Annotated in this window: 22 protein-coding genes; all 22 read right to left on the reverse strand. The window is 42.5% G+C overall.

Annotated elements, in window-relative coordinates; translation table 11 throughout:
• Nucleotides 1–15: 15 nt before the first annotated feature.
• Complete coding sequence (gene flhB / locus C509_RS0101480; RefSeq protein ID WP_018705123.1) at nucleotides 16–1,098, reverse strand: flagellar biosynthesis protein FlhB; 1,083 nt, start codon at nucleotides 1,096–1,098, stop codon at nucleotides 16–18.
• Nucleotides 1,095–1,874, reverse strand: coding sequence for a flagellar biosynthetic protein FliR (gene fliR / locus C509_RS0101485; RefSeq protein WP_018705124.1), 780 nt, complete (start codon nucleotides 1,872–1,874; stop codon nucleotides 1,095–1,097). Before fliR ends, flhB begins: the two co-directional genes overlap by 4 nt.
• A 4-nt stretch (nucleotides 1,875–1,878) precedes the next feature.
• Complete coding sequence (gene fliQ / locus C509_RS0101490) at nucleotides 1,879–2,148, reverse strand: flagellar biosynthesis protein FliQ (RefSeq protein WP_018705125.1); 270 nt, start codon at nucleotides 2,146–2,148, stop codon at nucleotides 1,879–1,881.
• Nucleotides 2,149–2,190: 42 nt separating this feature from the next.
• Nucleotides 2,191–2,853 (reverse strand): flagellar type III secretion system pore protein FliP, encoded by a 663-nt coding sequence (fliP, locus tag C509_RS0101495; protein ID WP_018705126.1) that lies wholly within the window; start codon nucleotides 2,851–2,853, stop codon nucleotides 2,191–2,193.
• The gene (locus C509_RS0101500) at nucleotides 2,850–3,509 is read right to left on the reverse strand and encodes a flagellar biosynthetic protein FliO (RefSeq protein ID WP_018705127.1); all 660 of its coding nucleotides are present in this window, start codon (nucleotides 3,507–3,509) and stop codon (nucleotides 2,850–2,852) included. Before C509_RS0101500 ends, fliP begins: the two co-directional genes overlap by 4 nt.
• Before the next feature lie 123 nt (nucleotides 3,510–3,632).
• On the reverse strand, nucleotides 3,633–4,787 hold the full coding sequence (fliY, locus tag C509_RS0101510; RefSeq protein WP_018705129.1) for a flagellar motor switch phosphatase FliY: 1,155 nt from the start codon (nucleotides 4,785–4,787) through the stop codon (nucleotides 3,633–3,635).
• Nucleotides 4,777–5,802, reverse strand: a complete 1,026-nt coding sequence (fliM, locus tag C509_RS0101515; RefSeq protein WP_018705130.1) for a flagellar motor switch protein FliM — start codon at nucleotides 5,800–5,802, stop codon at nucleotides 4,777–4,779. Before fliM ends, fliY begins: the two co-directional genes overlap by 11 nt.
• Before the next feature lie 32 nt (nucleotides 5,803–5,834).
• The gene (fliL, locus tag C509_RS0101520) at nucleotides 5,835–6,260 is read right to left on the reverse strand and encodes a flagellar basal body-associated protein FliL (protein ID WP_018705131.1); all 426 of its coding nucleotides are present in this window, start codon (nucleotides 6,258–6,260) and stop codon (nucleotides 5,835–5,837) included.
• Nucleotides 6,247–6,468 carry a flagellar FlbD family protein gene (locus tag C509_RS0101525; protein WP_018705132.1) on the reverse strand — a complete coding sequence of 74 codons (222 nt, stop codon included), beginning with the start codon at nucleotides 6,466–6,468 and terminating at the stop codon, nucleotides 6,247–6,249. The genes fliL and C509_RS0101525 overlap by 14 nt, the downstream gene beginning before the upstream one ends.
• A 46-nt stretch (nucleotides 6,469–6,514) precedes the next feature.
• Entirely contained in the window at nucleotides 6,515–7,324 is an 810-nt protein-coding gene (gene flgG, locus C509_RS0101530; protein ID WP_018705133.1) for a flagellar basal body rod protein FlgG, read from the reverse strand.
• An 81-nt stretch (nucleotides 7,325–7,405) separates the two neighbouring features.
• Nucleotides 7,406–7,789, reverse strand: a complete 384-nt coding sequence (locus C509_RS0101535; protein ID WP_018705134.1) for a TIGR02530 family flagellar biosynthesis protein — start codon at nucleotides 7,787–7,789, stop codon at nucleotides 7,406–7,408.
• 15 nt (nucleotides 7,790–7,804) lie between these two features.
• Nucleotides 7,805–8,437 carry a flagellar hook assembly protein FlgD gene (flgD, locus tag C509_RS0101540; protein ID WP_018705135.1) on the reverse strand — a complete coding sequence of 211 codons (633 nt, stop codon included), beginning with the start codon at nucleotides 8,435–8,437 and terminating at the stop codon, nucleotides 7,805–7,807.
• A gap of 10 nt (nucleotides 8,438–8,447) precedes the next feature.
• Nucleotides 8,448–9,710, reverse strand: coding sequence for a flagellar hook-length control protein FliK (locus C509_RS0101545; RefSeq protein ID WP_018705136.1), 1,263 nt, complete (start codon nucleotides 9,708–9,710; stop codon nucleotides 8,448–8,450).
• 6 nt (nucleotides 9,711–9,716) lie between these two features.
• Nucleotides 9,717–10,322, reverse strand: coding sequence for a MotE family protein (locus tag C509_RS0101550; RefSeq protein ID WP_018705137.1), 606 nt, complete (start codon nucleotides 10,320–10,322; stop codon nucleotides 9,717–9,719).
• A gap of 8 nt (nucleotides 10,323–10,330) precedes the next feature.
• Nucleotides 10,331–10,777, reverse strand: coding sequence for a flagellar export protein FliJ (fliJ, locus tag C509_RS0101555; protein ID WP_018705138.1), 447 nt, complete (start codon nucleotides 10,775–10,777; stop codon nucleotides 10,331–10,333).
• Nucleotides 10,774–12,099 (reverse strand): flagellar protein export ATPase FliI, encoded by a 1,326-nt coding sequence (gene fliI, locus C509_RS0101560; RefSeq protein ID WP_018705139.1) that lies wholly within the window; start codon nucleotides 12,097–12,099, stop codon nucleotides 10,774–10,776. Before fliI ends, fliJ begins: the two co-directional genes overlap by 4 nt.
• Nucleotides 12,096–12,860 (reverse strand): flagellar assembly protein FliH, encoded by a 765-nt coding sequence (gene fliH / locus C509_RS0101565; protein ID WP_018705140.1) that lies wholly within the window; start codon nucleotides 12,858–12,860, stop codon nucleotides 12,096–12,098. The genes fliI and fliH overlap by 4 nt, the downstream gene beginning before the upstream one ends.
• On the reverse strand, nucleotides 12,853–13,860 hold the full coding sequence (gene fliG / locus C509_RS0101570) for a flagellar motor switch protein FliG (RefSeq protein ID WP_018705141.1): 1,008 nt from the start codon (nucleotides 13,858–13,860) through the stop codon (nucleotides 12,853–12,855). The genes fliH and fliG overlap by 8 nt, the downstream gene beginning before the upstream one ends.
• 3 nt (nucleotides 13,861–13,863) lie before the next feature.
• A complete protein-coding gene (gene fliF / locus C509_RS0101575) occupies nucleotides 13,864–15,474 on the reverse strand; it encodes a flagellar basal-body MS-ring/collar protein FliF (RefSeq protein ID WP_018705142.1) in 1,611 nt (536 codons plus the stop codon).
• Between the two features lie 23 nt (nucleotides 15,475–15,497).
• Entirely contained in the window at nucleotides 15,498–15,806 is a 309-nt protein-coding gene (fliE, locus tag C509_RS0101580; protein WP_018705143.1) for a flagellar hook-basal body complex protein FliE, read from the reverse strand.
• Between the two features lie 18 nt (nucleotides 15,807–15,824).
• Nucleotides 15,825–16,277: a flagellar basal body rod protein FlgC gene (flgC, locus tag C509_RS0101585; RefSeq protein WP_033369674.1), complete on the reverse strand. Its 453-nt coding sequence runs from the start codon at nucleotides 16,275–16,277 to the stop codon at nucleotides 15,825–15,827.
• Nucleotides 16,278–16,285: 8 nt separating this feature from the next.
• Complete coding sequence (gene flgB / locus C509_RS0101590) at nucleotides 16,286–16,675, reverse strand: flagellar basal body rod protein FlgB (protein WP_018705145.1); 390 nt, start codon at nucleotides 16,673–16,675, stop codon at nucleotides 16,286–16,288.
• Nucleotides 16,676–16,769: the final 94 nt, after the last annotated feature.

Below are 16,769 nucleotides of genomic sequence, written 5' to 3' on the forward strand. Positions count from 1 at the left end.
TCCATGTGCTGAATTTCAAATTTTATGTTTGATCCTGTATACATAAGCCAAAATTTCGGCAACCGCCTTAAAAAACTCGTCCGGGATGGCATCCCCGATATTTGTCTGTTTGTAAAGCGCTTGGGCAAGTGGGCGGTTTTCCACAAGCACAATTTGATGCTCGGAGGCTACCCGTTTTATTTTCTGGGCCATGAAGTCGATTCCTTTAGCTACAACAACCGGAGCATCTGCTTTTTCCTCGTCGTACTTGAGGGCAATCGCAAAATGGGTCGGGTTCGTAATAACTACATCTGCTTTGGGAACCTCCTCCATCATCCTTGCCATTGCCATTTCTCTTTGCTTCTGTTTGATTTTTGATTTGATCAGAGGATCGCCTTCCATATTCTTAAATTCATCTTTTACATCCTGCTTGGACATTCGGATATTTTTTTCAAAATCATACCGCTGATATAAATAATCGAATAATGACAGGAATAATAAAGCGATTGATGCGCTAATCCCCATTTGCAAAGTTAAATTGCCAATCGTTTTTAATGCCGACGGAACTGATTTATGCGATAGGATCAGGACCTCATCAATCCGAAGCCACAAAACAAGAAATGTGATAAAACCGACGAATCCAATTTTCAGGATGGATTTTAACAGTTCAACAATCGCCCTGACGGAGAAAATCCGCTTGAACCCTTTGATAGGATCAATTTTTTCAAGCTTAGGTTTCATAGGCTCTGCAGTAAACAGGAAGCCAACTTGCAATAAGTTTGCACCAAGGCTTGCCACCAATGCCACCAGCATGATCGGACCCAACAGCACAGCAACCCCCAATATCAGATCCAATCCGATTTGGTGTAAATTTTCAGCTGACAGATCCATTAGCATATATTCATTGAACGTCCGGCGAAAAATGTCGATCACCACTTGGCCGATACTGGAAGAAAAAAACAATAGGAAACCAAAGACAGACAATAAGCTGATAGCTGTATTGACATCTTGGCTCTTTGCCGTCTGTCCCTTTTTTCTAGTATCCTGCCTCTTTTTAGGCGTTGCTTTTTCCGTTTTTTCACCGGCAAAATACTGCAGATCAAGTTGAAGAAGCTTCATTCCAGACCACCGAGCATTTCCATGACATCCCTCATCATATGGGCAGTCGTTTCAAACAAGTTTTGCACAATGCCCAAAATTACACCAATGACAATAAAGATAACGATAAAACTGACCGCAATCTTGATTGGAAAACCGACAACAAACACATTCATCTGCGGAACCGTCCTTGCAATAATGCCAAGCGCCACATCCACCAAAAACAGTACTGCCACAACAGGGACAGCCATTTGAAATGCAATGACAAACATCATGGCAAATGCTTTGGTCACATATTCCACAACGCCCGCATTTCCGAATCCCATGGAGACCTTGTCAATCGGGATAAATTGATAGCTGTAAAAAATTCCGTCCAGAAACATGTGGTGGCCATCAACAGCTAGAAGCAGCAGTAATGAAAATATATATAAATACTGTCCGATCAAAGGGGATTGAGCGCCTGTCTGCGGATCGATAACATTAGCGATTGCAAACCCCATCTGAAAGTCAATGAAGCTGCCTGCTGCCTGGACCGCGGACAAAATCATATAGCCGATAAATCCAATAAAAAGTCCTACAAGCACTTCTTTAATGACCAATAGAAAATACTCCAGATTGATCTCTATCGGGGGAGCATCCACTGAATAGTACATCAACAGCGAAATAAAGAAAGCAAACCCGATGCGAAACATGGCCGGAAGCGTCCGGTAGGAAAACAGCGGCATGGTTACAAAGAAAGCCGACACACGCATGAATATCAGAAGAAATACTGAAAAGGCCGGTACGATGTCTATCATTCTATCAACCTACAAACCGGGTCAGATTTTGAAAAATATCTGTTGTATACGAAAGCATCCTGCTCAGCATCCAAGGTCCAAAAAAGACAATGCCCACAAGGACTGCAATGATTTTTGGTATGAAAGCCAATGTCTGTTCCTGGATTTGCGTCGTAGCCTGAAAGATGCTCACAATCAATCCAACCGCCAAAGCAAGCAACAACAACGGCCCGGCCACAATCAATATTGTAAATACTCCTTTTCCAGCCAGAGAAATGACTGATTCGGCGCTCATAACATCACCTTCCTTGGGATTGTATTCAAATAGGGATGTAGACTAAAAACTTTGCAGCAATGATTTGACAACCAAATACCACCCATCGACCAATACAAACAGAAGTATTTTAAAAGGCAGTGAAATCATCACCGGCGGAAGCATCATCATCCCCATTGACATCAATACACTTGCTACAACCATGTCAATCACAAGGAACGGGATGAAAATCATGAATCCAATTTGAAATGCCGTCTTCAACTCACTTAAGGCAAAAGCCGGTACAAGTGCTGTCAACGGTATATCTTCAATGGTCTGGGGTCGTTCTGCCCCCGAATAATTTAAAAATAATTCCAGGTCTTTCTGCCTCGTGTATGAACTCATAAACTCCTTGAACGGAACCGCGGCCCGTTCATACGACTCTTCCAAGGTAATTTCATCATTAAACAACGGCGTCAGGGCTTCTTTGTTCACTTGGTTCATAGTCGGAGCCATCACAAAAAAAGTAAGGAACAGGGACAATCCGATAATCACTTGGTTCGGAGGCATCTGTTGGGTGGCTAGTGATGTACGTACAAAGGAAAGAACAATCACAATCCTGGTGAATGAAGTCATAACAATCAGGATTCCCGGTGCAATGGAAAGAACAGTCAGCAATAGAAATAGTTTCACTGATGTTGACACTGTTTCAGGTGAGCTGTTGAAAAACTCCATTACTTCATTCATTTTTCATCGTGCTCCTTTCCCTGAAACTCTTTTAAAATACTTTGCCGCTGCTTCTTGATTGCATCCATTTCATTTTTAAAGTGTTTCTGGAATGTACCATGATTGTTCTCATCTTGTTTTGAGTTCAACATGGATTTTATTGCTCCTGCAAGTTTTGAAACGGCATCAGCCGGCTGGATGCTTCCCTCAAGCTGTTCATTATATTGATTTAAAATATTTTGCTGCTCCTGTTCATCTGTAATCTCTTTAAGTAGGTGGACGTCTTCGCCGACGCCCAACACGAGCAACCTATTTCCTGCTTTCACGATCTGTATCGAACGGTTTCCACCAAGCGCAGTCCCGCCCAGGTTTTGAATAAGGCGGTTCTGCTGGTAAGATTGGCTTTTTTTATTAATGAATTTCAACAAAAAGTACAGCAATGCAATGACAAACACCAATGCAGCAATCATTTTAATAACATCAAAAAAGCTGATGGAAAAAGATTCATCACTGTTGTTTTCCTGAAGTGATTGATTTGGGCCGTCAGGCTCCTCGCATTTATTTGGATTTTTTATGCATTCCTCCACGGATCCTTTCGGGCTCGCTTGCACAAGATGCGGTTTGACATTTGTGAGGACGATCAAAAGCAATAATAGAACTACCCATTTATTTTTCATATTTTATACCTGAATTCACTATTATTCTTTCTTTGCTTCTTCCCTTTTGTTGACATTGTTGATTAGAAGCGTTGTACAGCTTTTTTAACACGATCGTTCCCTCACAATCTAATTTCAAAAAAATCATTTCAAATATTGCAGACGGTTTTTCCTGCTCAGAATATCCGTTACTCTTACCCCAAAGCTTTCATCGATGACCACGACTTCCCCTTTAGCAATCAGCCGGTTATTGATCAGGATGTCCACTGGCTCACCAGCTAACTTGTCCAGTTCGATGATGGACCCCGACCCCATTTCCAATATTTCTTTCACCGATTTGTGCGTTCTGCCCAGTTCCACTGTTACCTGGAGCGGAATATCGAGCAGGACATCAAGATTTTTAGTATCCGTTTGTTCTTCAAAGCCATCGTCAAACTGGGCAAAGCTTGCTCGTTGGACGTTTACATCCTTATTATCTTCACGGCGTGACTTGCTTGGATTGCCCGACGCCGTTGAAGGCACCGGTTCTTCCACTTGTTTTGTCTGTTCTAGAGCAAAATCTATTGCAGAGGCTGTTTCTGCCTGCGTTTCTGCCGAAGTCTCTGCAGATGTTTCTGTTTTGTTTGTTTCTTCTGCCTGTGACCATAGCTCTTTCACCAGACTTCTTGCGAAGTTAACAGGTATGAACATCGTCAGCTTCGAATCAATGATTTCTCCCACTTTCAAGTCGAAAGACACTTGTGCAAAAGGCGATTGATCCGAAAGTTCCTGGAGCACTTCACCCAATGTTTCATTAGAAACATGAAACGTCGGTGTAGAGATATCGACCCGTTTTTCAAAAAACGAGGACATTGAAGTAGCGGAGGAGCCGATCATCTGATTCATTGCCTCTTGTACAGCACTTTGCTGGATTTCGTCCATTTCTTCTGATGGATTGGTCCCGTCACCGCCCATTAGAACATCCGCAATGACTGAAACATCCTTCTTTTTCAGGAATAACACATTAACTCCTGAAAATCCCGATGTATAAGTCACTTGAACAGCCATACCCGGATCTTTTGATGCGGACAAAGTCTGCCAATCGATGATGGATACTGTCGGTGTTGTAATTTCTACTTTTTGGTTCATCATGGCGGAAAGGGCTGTCGCTGCATTGCCGAAAGAAATATTCCCCACTTCTCCCAAGGCGTCTTTTTCTATTTCACTCAGCTCATCCTTTTCATTCGTTTCGTCTTCTGATTGATTCATTTCCGAGAATAACAACTCAATCTCTTCTTGGGAGAGCTTCTCACCATTCATTGTCCTCATCTCCCTCATTTATCATATTTAAAATTTGAACAGCCAGATGGTTGTGTTTCATTCCGGGCTGCCCCATAAATTTAGGGACTCCCGCAATTTTTACCGTAAGCGGCTCATCAATCCGTTTACGTAATTGGAATACATCCCCTTTGTTTAATGAAAGGAAATCCCTTATCGTCAAGAAAGTCTTGCCTAGCTCGACATCCACCTCTACATCGGTTTCTTTGATACTTTGTTTTAGTGCGTCGAGTGCTTCCGGTTTCTTTTCCTTTGAACCGGATTCCATCCAATATTGGGCTGTCAGTTTCGAAATAATCGGTTCCAAGACAACATGGGGAATCATGATATTGATTGTTCCGTTTGTATCACCGATCACTGCATGCATCGATACGACGACAACTGTTTCATTTGGAGAGACAACCTGTAAAAATTGCGGATTGACTTCAATTTCCGACAATTCCGGTTCAATATGGGAAATACTGGCCCAAGCCTCCTGCAAGGGATCCAATGTCTTATTAAACAGGTTCGTTAACAGTTTCATCTCAATATCGGTCAAAAGGGAGATTTTATTTATGCCTGTCCCTTTTCCGCCCAAAATACGGTCCATCATTGCATAGGCAATATCAGGCTGGACCTCCATGATCATTCTTCCTTTGAGTTGGGGGATTTCGATGACATTCAAAAAAGTCATGCTGTCGATTGAACGGATGTATTCCCCGTATGGTACCTGTCCGGAAGAAACAACAGAAACGTGGGCATATGTCCTTAAATGCGCTGAGAACAAAGTGGTCAAAAGGCGCGCAAAGTTTTCATATATTCTTGTCAAGCTCCGTATTTGGTCTTTTGAAAACCGGAGTGCCCTTTTAAAGTCATAGACTTTGACTACTTTTTCAAGTTCATTTGAAACCGGAGCATTCTTTGATTCATCATTGTTGTCGCCGGCTGCTAAAGTAGAAATGAGATCGTCAATTTCGGTTTGTGATAAAACCCCTTGGGACAAGACATCGTCTGGCATTGCCGTCACCTCCTAACGTTGCGTGCCGGAACCTATGAAATGATATAAGAAGTGATGTAAACTTTTACTACTTCCCCTTCTTGCATTATTTCATTGATTCTAGTCTTTACTGCGTCTTCAAATTGCTGCTTGCCTTCCTTGCCTTCCAATTGTGGGGCCTTCATTTCCGATAATTCCGTGATAATGATATTCTGGACTTGAAACTTTCGTTTCTCTAGTTCACCTTTTGCATCCTTACTGTCCGTTTCGATTGTGAAAGAGATTTTTACATATCTGTTATCCAGCAGGTTTGTCGCTATTTCTCCAATATCAACCGAAACCTTTAATACATCATCAATTGACTGATCAGTTCCGACTTCGGCCTTTTTTCCAAATCCCAGTTTGTCATACGCGAGCAACCCGGCAGCTCCAACTAGTAAAATGACAGTAATAATAATGAGTACTTTATTTTTTTTCATCAGAATCCTCCTGCTGCCCGTGTCCCAGCAATTGAATAGATTGATAGAACTTAAGAATCTTCTCATTGACAAGCTGCTCAGACTCAGCCACAACATATTTGCGGCCATTCATCAAAGTGATGGTCGTATCGGGAAAAGACTCAACTGTTTCAATGTATAAAGCATTCAAATGAAAAGTCTTTCCATTCAACTTTGTTATATGTATCAATGAACCATCCAGGACCGGACAATGCCCGGTCCTGTCCCTCCCTTACCTATCGTTTTAAATTGACAAGCTCCTGCAGAATTTCATCAGAAGTTGTAATAATTCTCGTATTTGCCTGAAACCCGCGTTGGGTTACAATCATTTCTGTGAACTCCTCAGAAAGATCTACATTGGACATTTCAAGGGTTCCAGATACGAGTTTGCCGGCTCCGCCTTCAGTGGGTCTTCCATTTGCAACTGCTCCAGCCGCATTTGTATGAATGTAATAATTTTCTCCTACCTTTTCCAGCCCGCCGTTATTCGGGAATCTGGCAACGGCAATCGTCCAGTCAGAATTGGAATCCTCACCTTTTTTATAAGAGATTACTCCATCCTCGCCAATACTCAGATTAGAGATTGTTTCCGGATCCTCTATCCGAATCCCTTCAAGTTGACCATCAGCATTATACCCCTGAACAATGTCGCCAGAAGCAGTTACAAGGTAGCCATTATTATCAAAGAATAAGTTTCCTGCTCTAGTATATTTGGCCATACCACTTACATCTTCAACTATCAGATAGCCATCACCTTGAATACCTAGATCTAGCACTCTACCGGTTGTCTGAAGGCTCCCCTGAGTATCAACCGTATCAATAGATGCAAGCTGTGAACCAAGACCGACTTGCTTAGGATTTACACCACCGCGGGCTCCATCCCCTGCGCTCGCCCCCGAGATTGTTTGGCTAACCATGTCCTTGAATGTCACACGGCCTTTTTTGAACCCGTATGTGTTGACGTTAGCAATGTTGTTTCCAATGACGTCCAGTTTGGTCTGGAAGTTCTTCATTCCGCTTATTCCTGAGTACATAGAACGTAGCATGTTCCCATTTCCCCCTTCTTGTTTGCCGCTTCAGTCAATCGGCGGCTTTTCGGCTTCCTTTTTAAGGTCCAGCCGTTTTTCCTAGTCTACTATGATCGTTCCATCGATATTGTTGAATATCTGGCCGTTTGCTTCATGCCTCGCCATCATTGTGATGACTGTGTTGTTTACTGCACTGATGACCAAAGCGGCATTGTTCAATAGTACGAGAGGTTCCTTGACACCCTTGACCTTTGCTTCTCTTATTTTCTCTTCAATCTGCTGCCATTTTGCCGGGCTGATATCGATATTTCTTTGTTCCATCCTTGCCCTTGCATGCTTGCTGATTTTCAAATGGCCAGCTTTTTCTATTGCCTGCATTAGCTCATTTGAAAAGGAACTTCCTTCAACCTTTTGCTTCGAAGGCTCGTTTCTTGCGGCATTTGTATTCAAATGGATTTGAAAAGGATGGATACAGGTATTCAAAAGTGACCAGCTCCCTTATTCAATTTTTATAAGTTTTCGGGATTCAATCACTGCCCCATCTTCCAATATGACCGAAATGATGCCGCCTTTGGATGTCACGGATTTGACAAAACCGGACTTTTCCTGCTCACCATCCATCCACAATACTTTTTTTCCGATCAGATGGCTCGCTTTGACTAGCGGGCTTTCGCCATTTTCATTATGTATTTCCGATATGTTCGCTGGCATCAGCTCCTTGCCATCTTCCAAAATGATTTTTACCGAATCACCCAAAAATTGTACAGAACTGACGATACCTTTCCCTTCAAGTATTTCAGGATCTTCCAAGGGATCATCATTTTCTATTATTTGATGCCATGTTACTTCTTTTCCAACGAATTCACTGAAGGCGATAAGATTCGCCTGTGAAGCACTCTCCACAAATTTTTCCATTGTCTGATTCATGTTAGTTAATTGCTCCAGGGAAGAGAAAGTGGCCATCTGTCCGATAAATTCCTTGTCGTCCATTGGACTTAGCGGATCTTGGTTTTGAAGTTGTGCGAACAAAATTTTTAAAAAAGCATCTTTTCCCAGTGAATCGTTATTTGACGTCTCCCTTTTCACTGTTTCTGTCGGAAGAAAGTAATCACTTCCAATCGTGTTTGGCATTCTTCGTCACCTACACTTCCATTTCAAATAAAACCTTTTGGAGAAATTTCGAGAACTCTTCCTCATCTTTGTCCCCGTTAAAAGCTTCTTTGTCAGAACTTTGATCTGCTCCAGACTCTTCCTGGTCTTCATTTCTTTGACCTTGGCTACTGTATTTATCGAGTCCTTCCTGGTAGGAAATATCCACCTTGTCCACCTGGATATTCTGCTGTATGAAAGCATGCCTTAGTTGGTGAATCTGCGAGTCAAGTATATCTTTTGCCATATTGCTCGATGCCAAAATGCGTGCAATCATGGTTCCGTTCTGTTGCGTCAGTTCTATCCTGAGTGAACCGAGATGTTCGGGATACAAACGGAGTGTCATACTTTTCATCTGAACTCCTTGGCTAAAATGAGATTTTTGAAGAATATTTGTAAATTGCCTGATTAACTCTCTTCCCTTCCTCTCATTGGAGCTTGTTTCAGTAAGCCTTACAATTACCTCTTCCGTATCGTTTCTGTTTACATTTGATGCCTGACCGGAAGTTGTATCAGCCTTAGATGGGATATTCTCCGTAATCGTACCTCTATTTTCTGTCACCTTCGTCAACGTCGTCATCCGGGCGGAATCTTCTTTTGTTGTATTAGCAGTTTCTAATCGGGTAGACAACGGTTTTGCGTTTTCTGCTTCTGTGTTTTCCGGATCGCTGATAAACTGTCCTTTAATGGCTTTCGCTGCATGATGATCACCATTATTCCGCAACATGTCTGAACAGACATACAAATTGTGCTTTAAAGGGGTCTGGTTAGTTTCTTCAAAATGAAACCCTTCTCTCTTTTGGGAAGTAAATCTAATAGATTCCGTTAGGTCTTTTAAAAATGCTGAAAGTTTTTCAGTATCTATTTTTTCTGCACCAGAATCGAGCTGTCCAAAGGACAAAACGAACTTTTCCAAAACCGGCTTCAAAACTGCCTCTGTTTTCAGGAATTCGGCATCATCAATGCTTTCCAGCAAATCAATCGACTTCTGCAATAATTCCTGTTGCACTTCATCCAGTTCATTTCCCTCTTTTTCTTGTAAATCTTGTAATACATCTAAAACACTCGATAACAGATGCATCAGGTCTTTATTTCCTTCTGCCGTTTCGTCTCCATCCATTTCGGGTTCTGCCTGATGGTTTTGCAGTTTCAAATTCAGAATCTCGCCGAACAATCCATTACCTTGTCCGTTCACCCTTTCGGACTGCTTCACCGTTGTAAAATTGGGAGCAGCTTCAAAAATGGGGACCTTCACTCTGACTCACCTCCCTTCACTTGTCCTCACAGCAAGCATCTGGGTATATGCCGCTGCTTTTTCAGGAGGCATCTTTTCCATAATTCTTGCAAGTGGTTCGGGACCCAGGTTTGATAAAATATTGACAGCTTCTTCATCCTTCATTTCCACAATGATGGAAGCTGCCCGTTTGGGCATCATCGTTTCATATACTGCAACGATTTCTTTCATACCCCGTTTGCCTTCGTTCTCCACCTGACTTTTTTCTTCCATGGTTGTTTCCAGTCTTTTTTTATCTTGAGTCAGGGAATCAACTTCGGACTCTTTTTCTTCCACTTTTCTTTCTAAACGGCTAATTTTCGCATTTTTTTCCTCAATTTGTGCTTCAAGCTTGACAATCGCCTCATTGTGCTCATCAATGCTCACTGTTTCTTTGCTTCCAAGAACAGAGGATACCACAGGGATTTTCCCTCCGATTTCCTTAGCTTTTTCATATACATTCACACCGGTTATGGTAGCAGTCAGTAAGGTGAGGAACAATATGAGCAAAAGAGGGATGACAGCCCATATTAGAAGTTTTTGAAAAAGGCTGGATTTCTTATTCTCTTTTTGTGTTTCTGCAGTACTACCCACCTTGTCACCTAATTTCCTTTTCGATGTTGAAATTGGATGGCTGCTATTTCATCCATTCGATTATTTTCATCCGCATTAATCAACTGTTGAAAATACGCATAGCTTTTTTCCTTTATTTTCTCGTATTTTTTTACTTCGATATTGCTTTCAAGAAGCTTCTCTTCCCAATATTGCATCTCATTCCGAGTTGCCATGACCTGTTTCTGCCAATAGTGGATCGTTTCTTCAAGATTGTTGATGAACAGTTGATGGTGCCTGATCTTTTGAATAGAAAAGCCTATTTCCAGCTTCTCTGATTGAAATTGTTCCAGGACTTCTTTTTTCTTTAGCAGTTCATATAATTTTTTGGCAGCCTGCTCAAATTGACGGACCGACTCTTCGTAAAGCGAATAGGTCTCTTCCTTTTCTCTCTCTTTGAGCGTCAAAATATGCTGGAATTTATAATCAAACTTCAACGAAACTCACCCGTTTCTGCCAAATTGATCAACGATTGGATACTTTCTTCCTTCGTTGCCTGTTCATTCGTCCCTTGCTGTAAAAACTTTATGATTTCCGGCTGATAATCAATCGCTTCATCTATTTCTTTCGATGCACCTTTTTTATATGCGCCTATATTGATCAGGTCTTCAGCATTCACGTACGTACTTAAGAGATTCCGAATCGTATTGGCAGCTGTCAGATGTTTGGGGGCGGCAAGCTGGTTCATGAGCCTGCTGACACTGTTTAACACATTGATCGCAGGATAATGGCCCTTGTTTGCCAAGGTGCGGTCAAGTACAATGTGCCCGTCCAAAATTCCCCTTACAGTATCCGCAATCGGCTCATTCATATCATCACCGTCCACGAGTACAGTATAGAATGCAGTGATCGACCCTCGCGGGCTTGTCCCTGTCCTTTCAAGAAGGCGGGGCAGCAGTGCGAAAACGGAAGGGGTATAACCTCTTGTGGCAGGCGGCTCGCCGACAGCCAAGCCCACTTCTCTCTGACTCATGGCAACCCTTGTAACTGAATCCATCAAAAGATTCACATTGCAGCCTAAATCTCTGAAATATTCAGCTATCGCTGTCGCTGTAAAAGCCCCTTTGATTCTCATGAGTGCCGGTTGGTCTGAGGTAGATGCCACAATGATCGACTTTTTCAACCCCTCAGGCCCAAGATCGTTTTCCAAGAATTCTTTAACTTCCCTACCTCGTTCACCGATCAGGGCAATGACATTAATATCCGCCATCGTATTTCGGGCAATCATTCCAAGCAGCGTACTCTTTCCTACACCACTTCCTGCAAAAATTCCCATCCGCTGTCCATTTCCAACCGTTAGCATGCTGTCAATAGCCCGTACACCCACTTCAAGCTGCTCGGCGATAGGGGGCCTTGTCAACGGGTTCGGCGGATCGCAATCTATTTGTACAGCAGTCATTCCCCGGGGAATGGCAGATTTATCCATCGGATGTCCAAGTGAATCCACAACCTTACCGACCATTTCGGGACCGACGTGTACTTCCAAAGGTTTTCCAGTAGTTTCAACGAGGCTTCCTGGAGATACATCCAGCAAATTAGTATAAGGCATTAAAATCAGATGCTTCCCTTTAAAACCTACAACTTCGGCCATAACAGTACGGGCGTTTGCTGAAGTGCCAGTATGTATAATGCAGACATCCCCGATGGAACTCTCGGGTCCGAATGACTCAATCATCAGGCCGACAACCTTGACAACCTTCCCGTACTTTTTAAGTGGGTTGATATTTTTTATATATGGTAGAAGCTCCTGTGCTTTCATTCTAGTTGTTCAGCGGTAAGAAGCTCCGCAAGCCTTTCTTTCAACTCGGACAATTGGCTGTCGATGCCGGATTCAATTCTGATCGTTTCACATTCAACGACACAGCCATTTTCATTTATTTCCTCATTTGGATAAATATAACATTGCACCTCTCGAGGAAAAACAGATTCCAGCACATTTCTGGATGAAACAAGCAATTGGAATTTGGTAGGGTGTACGTAGATCTCTATTTGTTTTTCATTCTTCAATTCATTCAAAGCTTTTTTTACAACCCCGATAAACTTTTCAGGCTCTTCAGAAATGGCGGATTCCAAGATGGATTCCGCACTTGCCATTGCCAGGTCCAGGATGGTCCGTTCCGCCTGTACAATGTATCCTTTAGTGTCCGCTTTGGCGCTATCGATTGTACCGATGGCCGTATCTATCAAACTTTTATACTCCTGTTCCCCTGCCGTCCTTCCTTCTTCTAGCCCCTTTTGATAGCCCTCGCTCCACGCTTCCTCCGACAGTTGCTTTTTTTCCGCTTCCCAGAGGTTCTTTTCCTCTTGAAGGTCATTCCTTAGCTGTTCCGCTTCTTGAAGGGCTTTCTCTATAGTATCTTTAGCCTTTGCCTCCGCCGTCATTATGAGTTCATTGACTTTTGCTTCAACTAAAGGATCTACAGCATCCTGTTCGCAGGCAGGCCTTTCGACCATCCGTGGTTTGATGACCTTTGAGCCGGTCAAAATCCGGTCCGTTTGGAGCTTGATGATGTTAGACAATGATTTCATCTCCTCCACGGGCAAGAATGATTTCGCCCGCATCTTCCAAGCGGCGGATAATGGCCACAATATTTGACTGAGCTTCTTCGATTTCGCGCAAACGTACAGGTCCCATCAATTCGATTTCCTCTTGCAAAGTCACCGCCATCCGGGTGGACATGTTCTTGAAGATTGTTTCCTTCACTTCATCACTTGCAACCCTGAGCGCAAGCATCAAGTCATCACTGTCACATTCCCTGATCACACGCTGAATCGAAAGGTTATCCAAAATGACAATATCTTCGAATACAAACATTCTTTCTCTGATGTCCTCCGCAAGACCGGGATCTTGGATTCCAAGTGTATCAAGTATAGTTTTTTCGGTTGCCCGGTCGACCCCTTGAAGCACTTGGACAATCGATTCAATCCCACCGCTTTGGGAATAGTCATCTGTAACAGTAGCTGATAACTTTCTTTTAAGAATTTCTTCAACTTCACGGATAACATCCGGAGAAGTTCCATCCATCACGGCGATCCTCCTGGCTATATCTGCCTGTGTGTCATTCGGAAGTTCAGACAAAATTTGTCCTGCTTTTTCCGGATCCAAATATGATAGGACAAGTGCAATCGTCTGCGGATGTTCATTTTGGATAAAATGTAAAATTTGTCCTGCATCGGCTCTTTTGGCGAAGTCAAATGGACGGACTTGCAAGGAAGCATTGAGCCTTTTCAGCATTTTCGTTGCCTCTTCATAACCAAATGCCTTCTCCAACACCACTTTGGCATAATCTAAACCACCCTGTGTGATGTACTTCTGTGCTAGGGCAATATGGTGAAATTCATTGACCACTTTGTCTTTTCTTTCCGGGGTCACATTCCTGAGACTTGAAATTTCCATCGTAAGTTTTTCTACTTCTTTTTCCGTCAATTGTTTATAGATTTTTGAAGCGGTATCGGGACCAAGAGAGATGAGAAGCACTGCTGCCTTTTGAATGGCTGACATTTTTTGTTTCTTTTCCATTCTTTATATCTCCTCCTCTTCCTCAGCAATCCATGTTCTCAACAGGCTGGCAAACTGTTCCGGATTCTCCTTGGCTAATTCTTCAAGTTGCTCGCGGTTCTCCGCCGCTTTCTGGGCTGCCAGTTCCTCCTGTGTCGGCTGCGCAGGTGCCTCAGGCTCTTCTGCAGGAATTGCAGTCAATTCTTCCAACTCTTCCGCTTTCCGTGTTCTTGTTCTTGTCCAGAGGAAAAGGAGAACAGCTATGATCGCAAGTAGAATTCCTCCAACAACGTAACCCCACCATGGCAAACCTTTAGATGAATCTTCCGCACGATCCATGTTTCCGTTAAATGGCTGTACTGTTACAACAACCTTTTCGTCAATAGCCGCATCAGATATGTCCGTACCGCTTTCCTTGTCAATGGATGTTTTTACAATAGTCGACAGCAGCTGACGGATATCTTCCCTTCGCTCTTCCGGAAAGGAAGCAGGTTCTTCCGAGTCCGGCGGCTCAACCATGACTTGAATTCCCAAGTCACGGATTTTATAAGGGCTTTCCACGATTTCTTTGCGCACTTTGTTTACTTCATAGTTCAGGGTTTCTTCGGAACGTTCATAGTCACCTGAATTACCGTTTCCTTCCAGATATTGGCTTGCTCCACTGTCAGCTGGGTCGCCGCCTTGCGGTATACCGCCTGCCTGAGCTTCGTCACCAGAAAATGTTTCCGTGATCCTTTGGGCACTGATGGCAATTCCACGCATATTTTCTTCATCCACTGGAGTAACAAGATTCTCTTCCCTGTTTTCCTGGGTGAAATCTACATCCGCTGTAACGGAAGTCATAACTTTGTCGTGGCCCATCAAGGTTCCAAGCATTTGTTGCACCTGACGCTGAATATCCCTTTCAAGGCGCTCCTTTATTTTCATTTGCTGATCAATGCCATTATCAGCATAAGAACTATCATTCAAGTCGAAATACTCTAGATACTGGTTTCTGATGACAATATTGTCTGTCGGCAAATTAGGTACACTTTTTGAAACAAGGTGATACAGTGATTTAATTTGCTTCTCATTAAATTCATGGCCAGGCTTTGTATGTAAAACGATTGATGCTGATGCTTCTTCGTTGTTCTCTTTCACAAAAACACTTTTTTCAGGCATTGTGATCATTACATTTGCGTCTTCTACCCCATCAATACTTTTAATGAGAGTGGCCAGTTCGTTCTGTGTAGCATCGAGCTTTAATACATTGAATTCATTATCTGTCATGCCGAAACCAGCGTTCTCACTAAAGAAAGAGTAATCGATATTCCCGGATTTAGGGATACCCTCTGCTGCAAGTTCAACCATCAAGCTTTCCGCATTTCCCTCGGGTACTCTTATAGTAGTACCGTTCTCCGTTATTTCGGACTTCACTCCCCTTGCATCGAGCTCTTCTTTGATGGCACCAGTCTCGGACGGAGACAAGTTTGTATAAAGAGGGACCATTGTCTTATGGGTTAATAGGACCGTTAAAATGATAATGAATAAAAGTAAAATCATTGCCGATGAAACAAATACGATCTTTTGTTTTTTTGTTCTTTGTATCCAAAACTCTTTCAAATTTGAAAAACGCTTAAACAGTAAGTCTTTCATCGATAATCCCCTTAACATTCTGGTTACACTTGCATTCGCATAACTTCCTGGTATGCCTCAACAGCCTTGTTTCTGATTTCGAGCGCTGCCTGCATGGATATGGATGCTTTTTGGCCGGCAATCATCACGTCATGCAAGTCTATTTTCTTTCCTTCTGCAAACATTGATGTTGCCTTGTCCGATTGAATTTGAAGTTTATTTACATCCTGGATTGCATTTTTTAAGTAATCACCGAAATTATTCGTTTTATTAAAATTTTCAATCCCTGGCTGTTTCTTATTTATTGACGCTGTAGATGGCAAATGAGAGATCATAGGATTGATTTGCATCATTCTCCGCCTCCTTCTTGATTACTTTCCAATATCCAGTGACTTCATCAACATCGACTTTGTCGCATTGAATACTGTGACATTTGCTTCGTATGACCTTGTGGCACTGATCATATCCACCATTTCACGAAGCGGATCTACATTTGATTGATAAACATATCCATTTTCATCCGCATCAGGATGTTCCGGATCATAAACAGATTTAAAAGGCGTCTGGTCTTCCACAATCCTGGTCACCTTTACTCCTGCCGAACTTTTGTTTCCGGAAGGAGAGCCCATTGCTTTATTTAGGGCTGAAGAAAATGAATTTTCGTTCGGCTGCATTACAACCATTTTTCGTCTATAAGGCTGCCATTCACCGTCAACAAGCTTTTCCCTCGTCGTGTCGACATTTGCCATATTAGAGGAGATGACATCCAACCTCAGACGTTGGGCAGTCAATGCAGAGGAAGAAATTCCCATTGAATAGAACATTGTCACTACTACTTTCCTCCCTTTATGACATTTTGTAATGAATTGAATTTCCCGCTCAATCTTTCTGATAAAATGCTGTAATAAATCTGATTAGAAGCAAGGTCGGACATTTCTTTATCAATATCGACATTATTACCATTGTGCCCGTATTGAACCCGCCTGTCCGATAACTTAATAGCAGGGTTTTTCTGCCTCTGGCCGTTGATATGCCGCGGATCAGTCATCTGCAATTTTGCAGCAGAAACCGCCTCATCTAACACTTTGCCAAAGCTCACTTTCTTCCCTTTGTAATTAGGCGTATCGGCATTGGCGATATTCTGGGCTGTCACTTCATGCTTTAATGCAGAATAATCCATAGAACGTTCTATTGTTTGAAAGCTTCCGGAAAAGAGATTCAAATTAAACACCTGCCAATTTTTTTCTTCTTTTTCCTAAACTATCCACTATTGTAATCTTTTTGTCATATTGCGTCTATACGTGGTGAGTAAATCT

The organism is Siminovitchia fordii DSM 16014 = CIP 108821, assembly GCF_000374565.1.
GTDB lineage: Bacteria > Bacillota > Bacilli > Bacillales > Bacillaceae_C > Siminovitchia > Siminovitchia fordii.

Excerpts from the sequence above, each read along its gene's own strand:
- flhB (WP_018705123.1), bottom strand. The coding sequence starts at position 1,098 with ATGAAGCTTCTTCAACTTGATCTGCAGTATTTTGCCGGTGAAAAAACG.
- fliR (WP_018705124.1), bottom strand. The coding sequence starts at position 1,874 with ATGATAGACATCGTACCGGCCTTTTCAGTATTTCTTCTGATATTCATG.
- fliQ (WP_018705125.1), bottom strand. The coding sequence starts at position 2,148 with ATGAGCGCCGAATCAGTCATTTCTCTGGCTGGAAAAGGAGTATTTACA.
- fliP (WP_018705126.1), bottom strand. The coding sequence starts at position 2,853 with ATGAATGAAGTAATGGAGTTTTTCAACAGCTCACCTGAAACAGTGTCA.
- C509_RS0101500 (WP_018705127.1), bottom strand. The coding sequence starts at position 3,509 with ATGAAAAATAAATGGGTAGTTCTATTATTGCTTTTGATCGTCCTCACA.
- fliY (WP_018705129.1), bottom strand. The coding sequence starts at position 4,787 with ATGAATGGTGAGAAGCTCTCCCAAGAAGAGATTGAGTTGTTATTCTCG.
- fliM (WP_018705130.1), bottom strand. The coding sequence starts at position 5,802 with ATGCCAGACGATGTCTTGTCCCAAGGGGTTTTATCACAAACCGAAATT.
- fliL (WP_018705131.1), bottom strand. The coding sequence starts at position 6,260 with ATGAAAAAAAATAAAGTACTCATTATTATTACTGTCATTTTACTAGTT.
- flgG (WP_018705133.1), bottom strand. The coding sequence starts at position 7,324 with ATGCTACGTTCTATGTACTCAGGAATAAGCGGAATGAAGAACTTCCAG.
- flgD (WP_018705135.1), bottom strand. The coding sequence starts at position 8,437 with ATGCCAAACACGATTGGAAGTGATTACTTTCTTCCGACAGAAACAGTG.
- fliI (WP_018705139.1), bottom strand. The coding sequence starts at position 12,099 with ATGAAAGCACAGGAGCTTCTACCATATATAAAAAATATCAACCCACTT.
- fliG (WP_018705141.1), bottom strand. The coding sequence starts at position 13,860 with ATGGAAAAGAAACAAAAAATGTCAGCCATTCAAAAGGCAGCAGTGCTT.
- fliF (WP_018705142.1), bottom strand. The coding sequence starts at position 15,474 with ATGAAAGACTTACTGTTTAAGCGTTTTTCAAATTTGAAAGAGTTTTGG.
- fliE (WP_018705143.1), bottom strand. The coding sequence starts at position 15,806 with ATGATGCAAATCAATCCTATGATCTCTCATTTGCCATCTACAGCGTCA.
- flgC (WP_033369674.1), bottom strand. The coding sequence starts at position 16,277 with ATGTTCTATTCAATGGGAATTTCTTCCTCTGCATTGACTGCCCAACGT.